This window comes from Actinomadura sp. WAC 06369 (assembly GCF_003947565.1).
Taxonomy (GTDB): Bacteria; Actinomycetota; Actinomycetes; order Streptosporangiales; family Streptosporangiaceae; genus Spirillospora; species Spirillospora rifamycini.
This window is the reverse complement of record NZ_QHJN01000224.1, coordinates 1-10,617: the sequence shown is the minus strand read 5'-3', so window position 1 is coordinate 10,617 and position 10,617 is coordinate 1. Positions and strand designations below refer to the sequence as shown.

Here is a 10,617-nt window from a genome sequence, read left to right as displayed (position 1 = left end):
GTGGGGGGCATGGGGGACTCCTGGTGTGCGGGGTGGGTGGGTGCCGTGGCCCGGCGCGGACCGCTCGGCGGGCCACGGCGGTTCGTCAGGCCGGGGCGGACGCCGGGGCCTGCTCGCTGAGCTCGATCATCGCCTCGAGGTCCTCGGCGGGGACGCTGACGAACGCCAGGAACTGCCGCATCGGCAGCGAGGCGACCATGTCGAGCATGTCGGCGTGCTTCTCGGACTCCCGCCGCTGTTCGTCGGTCATGCCCGCGCTGAGAGTCCGGGTGAGGACGGGGCCGACGACCGGGTGGCCGAACCAGTCGGCGACCGGGGAGTCCAGGGACAGGGACGCGGCGACCGCGTCGCCGGTGAGGGTGATCGTCCGTTCGGCGACGACGCGGGCCGCGTTCTCACCGATCTGCACCGTGTAGTCGCCGGGCGCGACCGCCCAGCGGCCGAGTTCGACGTCGTAGTACGCGAACGCGCGGCGGTCGAGCGGGAGGTCGACCGTCCGCGACTCGCCGGGGTCGAGGAAGACCTTCGTGAAGGCGCGCAGTTCCCGGGCGGGACGGCGGACCGGACCGGCGGTCGTGGCGACGTAGACCTGCACGACGTGCCCGCCCGCCCGCTCCCCCGTGTTGGTCACGGTCACGGTGACGGTCGCGGTGTCCTCTCCGGTCATGGCGACGTCCATGTCGCCGGTCGCGAACGTGGCGTAGCTCAGGCCGTGGCCGAACGGGTAGCGGACCGCGCGGTCGGCCGTCTCGTAGTACCGGTAGCCGACCATGACGCCCTCGCCGTACCGGACGTGCCCCTGCTCGCCGGGGAAGTTCAGATGGCTCGGGGTGTCCTGCAGGCGCAGCGGGATCGTCTCGGCCAGCCGGCCGGACGGGACGGCGACGCCGAACAGCAGGTCGGCGACGGCCCCTCCCCCGGCCTGGCCGAGCAGCCAGCCCTCGAGGATCGCGTCGACGTCGTCGTGGAAGCCCTCCAGGGAGACCACCCCGCCGTTCGACAGCACCACCGCGGTCCGCGGGGCGGCGGCCGCCACGGCGCGGACGAGTTCGACCTGCTCGGCGGGCAGGTCGATGTCCGCGCGGTCGTATCCCTCGGAGGCGTCCTTGGCGGGGCCGAGGAAGACGACGGCGATGTCGGACTCTTCCGCCGCCCGGACGGCCTCCCGCCGCAGGTCCGTCCCGTCGCCGTCGCCGTCGAGCGCGAACCCGCGCGCGTAGGTCACGCTCTGGCCGCGGTCGGCGGCCAGCGCCTGGACGGCCTCCAGCGGCGCGTCGACGCGGGTCGGGTTGATGTGGGAGCTGCCGCCGCCCTGGTAGCGCGGCGCGGCGGCGAACTCGCCGATGACGGCGATGCGCCGCACGTCCGCGCCGATGGGCAGGGCGGCGCCGTCGTTCTTCAGCAGCACGGCGCAGGACGCCGCGAGTTCCCGGGCGAGGGCGTGGTGGGCGTCGGTGTCGAAGACTCCCGTCGCCGGTGCGCGGCGGCCTGCCAGGTCCGCGACGCGGCGGGCGCTCGCGTCCACGACGGCCTCGTCCAGGTCGCCGGACCGGACGGCGCGGACGACCGCGGCGTCGCCGTCGCCGCCGTCCCCGGGCATCTGCAGGTCGAGCCCGGCGGCCAGCGCGGCGACCCGGTCGTAGACGCCGCCCCAGTCGGAGACCACGGCCCCGTCGAACCCCCATTCCTCCCGCAGCACCTCGGTGAGCAGCCACCGGTTCTGCGAGGCGGGCACGCCGTTGATCCGGTTGTAGGACGACATGACCGTCGCGGGCCGGGCGTCGGTGACGACGCGTTCGAACGCGGGCAGGTAGATCTCGCGCAGGGTGCGCTCGTCGACGTCCGCGCTGACGCGCATCCGGTCGGTCTCCTGGTTGTTGGCCGCGAAGTGCTTCACCGACGCCCCCGGCCCCTCGGCCTGCAGGGCGTTCACGTGCGCGGCGGCGAGCACCCCGGACAGCAGCGGGTCCTCGGAGTAGTACTCGAAGTTGCGGCCGCACAGCGGCGAGCGCTTGATGTTCACGCCCGGGCCGAGGACCACGTCGACGCCCAGCGCCCGGGCCTCGCGGCCGATGGCGGCGCCCAGGCGGGCCGCCGCCTCGACGTCCCAGCTCGACCCGATGGCGACGGCGGGCGGGAAGCACGTGGCCGGGAGGCTCGCGTGGACCCCCATGTGGTCGGCCTCCCCCTTCTGGAGGCGGATGCCGTGCGGCCCGTCGGACAGGACGATCGAGGGGACGCCCGCCTCGTCCACCGGCTCCGTCCTCCAGAAGTCGCGCCCTGACAGCAGGGCGGCCTTCCGCTCCAGCGGGAGGCCGGCGGGGTCGGTTCGCGGCACGTTCGCGGTTCCTTTCATGTCGGTTGCGGGTCGGTCCGCCGGGGGCGGCGGGGTCACTGGTGGGCGCCGCCGTCGATGCGGATCTCGGTGCCGGTGACGAACGCGCCGTCGTCGGAGACGAGCATCGCCACGACCCCGGCGACGTTCTCCGGGCCGGGCATGCCGTCGCCGATCGCCGGGGTCAGCTTCAGGAAGAGGTTCCAGTCGACGTCCGCGGGCACCAGGTCGGCGATGTTGTCGGTGATGCCGCTGCTGATGCCGCCCGGCACGATGTTCACGGCCCGCAGGCCCTGCTCGGAGTACTCGAGCGCGAGGCTGTGGGTGAAGGAGGCGATGCCGCCCTTGCTCGCCGAGTAGGCCGCCATGAACGGGTGGGCGAAGAACGCCGAGGTGGAGCTGAAGTTCACCACCACGCCCCGCCCGGACTCCAGCAGCGCGGGCAGCGCGGCCCTCGTCATCAGGAAGGTTCCGGTGAGGTTCACTCCGATGACCCGGTTCCACAGCTCCAGCGAGCATTCGTGCGTGTGGGCGCCGCGCAGCATGCCCGCCGTGTTGACGAGCGCGTCCAGGCCGCCGAGGTTCTCGACCGCCGCGGCGACGGCCGCGCCGACCGCCGCCTCGTCGGCGATGTCGACGGGCGTGACGGTGAGCCGGTCGGCCGTCCCGGCCTCCGCGGCCAGCGCGGCGGTCTCCTTCAGCCCGTCCTCGGCGATGTCGCCGGCCACCACGCGGGCGCCTTCGGCGAGCAGCCGCAGCGCGGTGGCGCGGCCGATACCGGAGCCCGCCCCCGTGATCAGCACTCGTCGGTCGGCGAGTCGCATCATGGTGTTCCTCTTCTCTCTCGGTCAGCCGAGCCAGGCGAAGCCGGCCTCGATGTCGGCGGGCAGGTCGTCGCCGCCGCCGGGGATCATCGCGATCGCCTCGCGGACGGTCATGTTCTGCTGAACGGCGCCCAGCCCCGCCTCGACGTGCTCGGCGAGTTCCGGAAGCCGCCGGACGATCGCGTCGCCGAGGACCCGCCGTGCGCCGGGCCGGTCGGCGACCTCCGCGAGGGTGCTGTCCAGCGTGAGCGGCGCCGCGTCGTCCCCGTCGGCGGCGTACGGGACGTCCCAGCGGTAGGCACCCGAGCCGACGGTGAAGCGGTCGGCGCCCGGCAGGGCGACGTGCGCGGTGGCGTTCGCGGGGACGACGGCCTTCACGTCGAGGCGTCCGTTCTCGATTCGCCAGGAGCATTCGGCGGCCCCGTACGGTGTGCGCAGCCGGGCGCCCGCGTGGGTCAGTCCCCCGCCGGGCCGGGGGCGGATCTCGATCTCCCGGTAGCCGGGCGCGGCCGGGGCGAGCCCGGCGACGGTGCGGTGCAGCCAGTCGGCGACGGCGCCCAGCGCGTAGTGGTTGAAGGACGTCATGCCGCTGGGGTTCACGGTGCCGTCGGGCAGGAGGCTGTCCCACCGCTCCCAGATCGTCGTGGCGCCCATGGTGACGGGGTAGAGCCACGACGGACAGTCGCGCTGCATCAGCAGCCGGTAGGCCGCATCAACGTGCCCCTCTTCCGTGAGGGCGTCGCAGATCAGCGGCGTCCCGACGAACCCGGTGGCGATGGTGTAGCCGCTTCCGCGCACCAGCTCGACGAGCCTCGCCGCGGCGTGGCGACGCTGCTCGGGGCCGGGCAGCAGCGCGAACTCCAGCGCCAGCGCGTACGCCGTGGGCGAGTCGCTGAGCAGCCGGCCGGACGCGGTGGTGTACTCGTCCTGGAACGCCCGGCGGACCCTGTCCGCCAGGGCGCGGTAGCGGCCTTCCTCCTCGGCGCGGCCGAGGACGGCGGCGGCCCGCGACAGCAGGTCGGCCGACCGCGCGAAGTAGGCGGTGGCCACGATCTCGGGCGGGGTCTTCGCCTGCTCCGGCCGCTCCGGAGGCGCGGTCGGGTCCAGCCAGTCGCCGAACTGGAAGCCGCTGTTCCAGAGCCCGTCCGGCCCGGCCAGCCCCGCGACGTGGTCGACCCACGCGCGCATGCTGTCGAACTGTGCCTCGATGATGCCCGCGTCGCCGTACCGGCGGTACAGCACCCAGGGCACGATCACTGCGGCGTCGCCCCAGGCCGCGGCCGCGTTGCCGGTCGCTCCCATCACGTTCGGCACGACGAAGGGCACCAGGCCGTCCCGCCGCTGCTCGGCGGCCAGGTCGGCGAGCCAGGACGTCAGGAGGCCGGCGCTGTCGAACAGGAACGACGCCGTCGGCGCGAACACCTGCAGGTCGCCCGTCCAGCCGAGGCGCTCGTCCCGCTGGGGGCAGTCGGTGGGCACGTCGAGGAAGTTGCCGCGCATGCTCCAGACGGCGTTCTCGTGCAGGCGCTCCACCAGCGGATCGGAGCAGGTGAACCAGCCGGTGCGCTCCAGGTCCGAGTGGCACACCACGGCGGCGACGTCCCGCACCGGACCGCTGATCTCGGCGTAGCGGAACCCGTGGAAGGTGAAGCGCGGCTCCCACGTCTCGTCCTCGCCGCCGCGCAGGACGTAGGTGTCGGTCGCCTGGGCCGTGCGCAGCGGGGCGGTGCACAATTCGCCGTCCTGGAGCACCTCGGCGTGCCGCAGCACGATCTTCTCCCCGGCCCGGCCGCGCGCGGTGACCCGCAGCCTGCCGACCAGGTTCTGGCCGAAGTCGACGATCCGGGTGCCGTCCGGCTTCGTCCCGGTCTCCACGGGCGCCAGGACCTCGGTCCTGCGCACCGGCGGTCCCGTCGGGGCGACGAGCGTGGACGGGTCGCGCTCCACGACCTCGACCCGCGACCAGCCGCCGGTGTCGTGGCCGGGCGACGACCAGCCCGGACGCTCCAGCCGCGCGTCGTGGACCTCGCCGTCGTACAGGTCCGACGACACCAGCGGGCCGGACGCCGCCCGCCAGGACGCGTCGGTGCCGAACCGCTCGCCCGTCCCGTCCTCGTAGACGACCTCGAGCTGCGCGAGCCACGCGAGCCGGTCGCCGTACAGGGCGCGCTTGCCCTCGAAGCCGAGCCGTCCCCGGTACCAGCCGTCGCCGAGCACGGCCCCGAGGCAGTTGGCGCCTTCCCGCAGCAGCCCGGTGACGTCGAACGTCTGGTAGCGCAGCCGATGGCCGTAGGCCGTCCAGCCCGGGGCGAGCACGTGGTCGCCGACGACCGTCCCGTTCAGCTCCGCCTCGTAGACCCCGAGGGCCGTCGCGTACAGCCGCGCCGACCGCACCGGGCCGCGCACCTCGAACTCGCCGCGGACCAGCGAGCCCTCACCGGGGCCGACGAACCGCGCCGACCAGTCGTCCGGCTCCAGCAGCCCGGCCTCGACGTGCGCCCCGCCGCTCCACGGCGACCAGCCGTCCGGCCCCTGGACGCGCACCCGCACCGCGACCCGCTCGCGCGACGCCAGCGGCGCGAACGGCCACGCCACCAGCACCGACTCACCGGAATCGACCCGGACCCGTTCGCCGCGCGCCTCGATCTCGTACGCGCTCTGCGTCCACCCGTCCCCGCCTGCCTCGACGATCCACGACACGCGCGGACGCGGCGTCCCGACGCCCAGCGGCTCGCGCAGATGCTCGAAACGGATGGTGCCGACGTGTGCCGTCATCGAATGGTCCCCCTCATCAAGATCCGGCCGGAGCGCGCACGGTTACTAGCACGTGTAAGTAGCACGCTAGCGAACCCCCTTGATCGGCCGGACGCTCATTCCGCCGAGGAGCGCGACGCCCGACGCGAACACGAACAGCAGCGGATAGTTCCCACCGCCTCCCAGCGCCAGCACGAGCGGCGCCACCACCGGCGCCGCCGACTGGGGAAGCGCGCTGGCGATGTGGAAGATGCTCATGAACCTGCCCGCCTCCCGCTCCCGGTCGGGCAGGACGTCCGCCGCCAGCGCCAGGTCCACGGCCCCGAACACCCCGGCTCCGAAGAGGATGAACAGCGAGCCGACGAGCACGCCGGCGAACGAGGAGGCCGAGGCCACGACCAGGAAACCGACCGTGAAGAGACCGGCCGCCGCGTAGATGAACGGCTTCCGGCGCCTCAGCCGGTCGGAGAGGAAACCGCTCGCGACCGCCCCCGCCGTGGTCATCACCAGCCCGGCCCCGCCGGTGATCGCGAGCAGCCCGGTCACGTCGTCCAGCGCGTATCCCAGGTGATCGGTCAGGAAGTACAGCTGGTACGTCGACAGGACCATCAGGCTGAACTGGATCAGGAACCGCCCCACGAAGGCCCACCCGAAGTCGGGGTGGCGCCGCGGGTCGAACACGAGGCTGCGGGCGAGCCCGGCGAGGTCGCCGGACCGGCGCGCGTCCTTCGGAAGGCGCGGGTCGGGCATCCGCACGACGAGCACCAGCACTCCGCCGCAGGCCACCAGTACCGGCACCAGGAAGAGCAGCGTCGTCGAGCCGCTGAGGGCGCCCGCGAACTGGAATCCGGCCACCCCGGCGATCTGCGCGGTGAACCCGATCAGCCCGCCGACCTTCCCGCGCTGCTCCTCGGGCACCTGGTCCGGCAGGATCGCCGTCAGCGGCGACATGATCATGCTCAGGCCCAGGTGCATGACCACGTAGCCCGCCAGGACCCCGGCCACCGACCCGAACGCCGCGATGAGCAGCGCACCGGCGACCAGCACCGGCATGCCGGCCAGCATCCAGGGACGGCGGCGCCCCATCCGGGAGGCGGTGTTGTCGCTGAGCACCCCGAAGACCAGACCGGACACGAGCCCGACGAGGGTCCCCACCCCGACCACCAGGCCGAGAGCCGCCTCCTTGCCATCGGGGTCGATCTGCTCGAGGCGAATGGCGAGAGACGCCAGCACCGGTGTCATGACCGCGATGTACACGGCGAGGTACGCCACGACGTAGACCGCGACGAACCCGCCGCCGACACGGCTCGGCCCGTCCGGGGACGCGGACGTCTCGTGCGTCGCGACGGACGGCAGGGGAACAGGTTCGGACAACACGTTCTCCGGGGTGGCTTCGAAAGCGAGCGGACCGCCGCTCGAGTTACTTACACGTGTTACTAACGCTGCGAGGACGTTAACAGCCGAGCTCACACCGCGGCAAGAGCCGACTCACCGGCGACCGGCCGACATCTCGGAGGCCATGGGACGACGGGTCCTCGACCCCGCATCCAGACCCTTGCCACGACACTCCCCCGCTGTTACGTTGCCCTGCACTCGAAGTTACACGTGTAAGTGATCCTCGACGTCGAGGGCTTCTCCCCCCGCAGCCGGCACTCCCAGACCACTCTGCACTTACACGTGTCAGCCGCTGGGCGACGTCCGTCCCGAGTCACCCTTTCCACCCACCTCCGAAAGAGGACCACCCCCATGACCTCGACCGCCGCCTCACGGCCCGGGGCAGAGCACAACGGCTTCACCGGGCGCTACCTACTCCTGCTGGTGGCCCTGATATGGCCTGCCCAACTGCTGTCGGTCACGGGCCTGCTGGCCGGCAACGCCCAATCCCAGATCGCCGTCCACTTCCACACGACGCAGATCGCCTGGTTCGTGCTGGTCAGCTCACTGATCGGAGCGTTCCTCACCCCCTTCGTGATGAGGGCCGCCGATCTGTTCGGCAAGAGGCGCGTCATGATCGTCCTCACCGTCCTCGGCGTGATCGGCGACCTGGTCTCGGCCCTCGCGCCGAACTTCGCCGTCCTTCTGCTCGGCCGCGGCGTGGCCGGGTTCTACGCGCCGATCGCGGCTCTGGTGTTCGCCATCGCCAGGGACGTGTTCCCGCCGCGCCTCGTCGGCCCCGCCAGCGGGCTGATCGGCGGCGGAGTCGGCCTCGTCGCGCTGTTCGGGCCCTTCCTGTCCGGCTGGCTCTTGGACGGCCACGGCTGGCGCAGCGCCATGTGGTTCCTCGCCGCGGCGTCCGCGGCGAGCCTGGTCCTCCTGATGACCGTCGTCCCGGAGAGCCCGGTCCGGCAGGAGCGCACACCGATGGACTGGGCCGGCGGACTGCTCCTCGGCGGCGGTGTCTCCGCCATCGTCTACGGCGTCGGCAGGGGAAGCGACTGGGGCTGGTCCAGCGCCGGGTTCCTGGCCTCCGTCATCGGCGGAGCAGTGGCGATCATCGCCTTCGTCGTCGTCGAGGGCCGCGTCGCACACCCGCTCTACGAGCTCTCGATGCTGTCCCGCCGCCGCGTCTGGTCGGTCTTCCTGGCGACGGCACTGCTCGCCGGCACCGTCCTGTCGGCCGGGACGATCAGCCAGCTGCTCGGGCTGATGCCGAAGATCCCCGCGGTTTCCGACGGGCTGGGGTTCAGCGCCACCAAGCTCGCGTGGATCGGCGCACCGGCCAGCGTCGTGATCATCCTGACGGCGGTCGCGACAGGGTGGCTCGCCCGTCGCGTGGACAGCAGATACCTCCTGGCGACCGCTGCCCTGTTCGCCGCCGTCGGCTACGGGCTGACGGCGCACTTCCACCACACCGTGCCGCAGCTGATGACGGTCGGCATCGTGTCGGCGATCGGCCTCGGCATGATCGTCGCGCTCGTCCCGGTCATGGTCATCGAGGTGGTGTCCCCGGCCGAGCAGGCACGCGCCAACGGTCTTCAGAACATGCTGCAGGGCACGCTCCTCACCGTCGTGACACAACTGTTCTTCGTGATGATGGCCCGGGACGGCAGAGTGGTGCAGGGCACCCAGTTCTACTTGGACGCCGGTTTCACCAACGCCTTCCGGCTGGCCGCCGGCTTCGCGGTCGCCGGCCTCCTCGCCGTCGCGCTGGTCCCCAAGCTGAAGCGCCTGGAGGAGGCCGAAACGGGCGAGGCCGCACGCTGACCGCCGCCCGGCCCGCGCCCGCCCAGTGCGCGGGCCGAGCGGCCCCACCGGACGTCCTCCCAGGAGGCCGCATCGAGGCAGGTAGCGTGGAACGAACTGGTCCTTCAGCCGGATGACCTGGTGGTGATCCAGATGGCAGACGGAGATGAGCGCGCCGGCCCCGGGCCCGACGGCCGAAGCGAGGAAGCAGACGAGCGGGTACGGACCACGGCGACCCATCTGTTCGCCGAACTCGGCTACGACGCGGTGTCCACGCAGATGATCGCCGACGCCGCCGACGTCACCGTGGACACGGTGACCGACCGCCACGGAGGGCGGCACGGCCTGTACCTGTCGGCGTTCGAGGAGGTCGCCCGGCAGATCGACGAGTATCTGGAGGAGGTCGGCGAAGACTTCGCGCCCGATGCCGAGGGGCTGTTCCGGATGATCGACCGCTACCTGCGGCTGTGCCTGGAAAACCCCGAAGTTCCGAGGCTGTGGTTCCACCGCTGGATGTCCGACGCCAGCGACATCACCGGGCTGGAGGAAGAGATCGGCGCGCCCGCACAGCAGACGGGCTTCGAACTCTTCACCCGGGTCATCAAGCCGGAACTCGACCCTGAAGCGCACATGTGGACCCTCGTCTGGTCTGTGCACGCCTACATGCTGAGCGGCTACCCCGACGCCTCCAGCCGCCGCAGGCCGCCCGACGACCCCGAGACCCTGCAGCGCTTCCGCCGCCACCTCCGCCGACTCACCCGGCTCATGGTGACCCCCTGAGAGCTCACCCCTCGAACGCCCCTGCGCAAGGACCTACACGTGTAACCGACGGCTAACATCGGTTGCTTGCAGCACGACGAGGTTCCGACGGCGGGAGCGACGGTGTCAGCGAAGAAGCCATCACGCAGGGTCACCAGCGCCGACGTGGCGCGGGAAAGCGGCCTGTCCCGCGCGACGGTGAGCTTCGTCCTCAACGACAAGCCGAACCAGTCGATTCCCCCGGCGACCCGGGAACGCGTACTGCAGGCCGCCGCCCGCCTCGGCTACGTCCCGTACGCTCCCGCCCGGACACTGCGCAGCGGCAGGAGCGACATCGTCCTGTTCGTCCTTCCCCCCTGGCCGCAGGGCCCGGCCATGAACCGGCTCATCGACTCCGCCGCCGGGGTACTCACCGAGGCCGGCCTCACCCTGGTCACCCACATCCACCTCGGCGGGCCGGAACGGCTGGCCGCACTGAACACCGCCCTCGCCCCCGCAGCCGTCTTCGGCATGCAACCCTTCACCCGACAGGAACAGGACGCCATGCGACGAGCGGGCGTCGGCCTGGTCCTCCCCCAGCCGCCCCAAGACAACGGCCTCGCCGACACCCCCTGGAGCAGCGGCGTCGGCCGCATGCAGGCAGAACACCTCATCACCCGCGGCCACCGACAGATCGCCTACGCCCTCCCCGACGACCCCCGACTCGCCGAACTGGCCAACAGCCGTCTCGACGGCGTCACACGAGCATGCGCAGCCGCCGAC

7 protein-coding genes are annotated in these 10,617 nt (G+C 72.3%); 3 read left to right on the top strand and 4 right to left on the bottom strand.

Annotation, left to right across the window (positions count from 1 at the left end):
• Nucleotides 1-85: 85 nt before the first annotated feature.
• From DMH08_RS35955 to DMH08_RS35940, 4 genes are all read right to left on the bottom strand, one after another.
• Nucleotides 86-2,338, bottom strand: coding sequence for a glycoside hydrolase family 3 C-terminal domain-containing protein (locus DMH08_RS35955; RefSeq protein WP_233618012.1), 2,253 nt, complete (start codon nt 2,336-2,338; stop codon nt 86-88).
• Nucleotides 2,339-2,391: 53 nt separating this feature from the next.
• Nucleotides 2,392-3,162, bottom strand: a complete 771-nt coding sequence (locus DMH08_RS35950; protein WP_125620625.1) for an SDR family NAD(P)-dependent oxidoreductase — start codon at nt 3,160-3,162, stop codon at nt 2,392-2,394.
• A 21-nt stretch (nt 3,163-3,183) separates the two neighbouring features.
• Nucleotides 3,184-5,934, bottom strand: coding sequence for an alpha-L-rhamnosidase (locus DMH08_RS35945; RefSeq protein ID WP_125620624.1), 2,751 nt, complete (start codon nt 5,932-5,934; stop codon nt 3,184-3,186).
• A gap of 66 nt (nt 5,935-6,000) precedes the next feature.
• Entirely contained in the window at nt 6,001-7,287 is a 1,287-nt protein-coding gene (locus DMH08_RS35940; protein WP_125620622.1) for an MFS transporter, read from the bottom strand.
• A gap of 372 nt (nt 7,288-7,659) precedes the next feature.
• On the opposite strand from DMH08_RS35940, the gene DMH08_RS35935 reads away from it, so the two are divergent.
• The 3 genes from DMH08_RS35935 to DMH08_RS35925 form a co-directional block, all read left to right on the top strand.
• Nucleotides 7,660-9,117, top strand: a complete 1,458-nt coding sequence (locus DMH08_RS35935) for an MFS transporter (protein ID WP_125620620.1) — start codon at nt 7,660-7,662, stop codon at nt 9,115-9,117.
• A gap of 132 nt (nt 9,118-9,249) precedes the next feature.
• Nucleotides 9,250-9,876 (top strand): TetR/AcrR family transcriptional regulator, encoded by a 627-nt coding sequence (locus DMH08_RS35930; RefSeq protein ID WP_125620617.1) that lies wholly within the window; start codon nt 9,250-9,252, stop codon nt 9,874-9,876.
• 66 nt (nt 9,877-9,942) lie between these two features.
• A partial coding sequence (locus tag DMH08_RS35925; RefSeq protein ID WP_148108634.1) for a LacI family DNA-binding transcriptional regulator occupies nt 9,943-10,617 on the top strand: 675 nt, incomplete at its 3' end.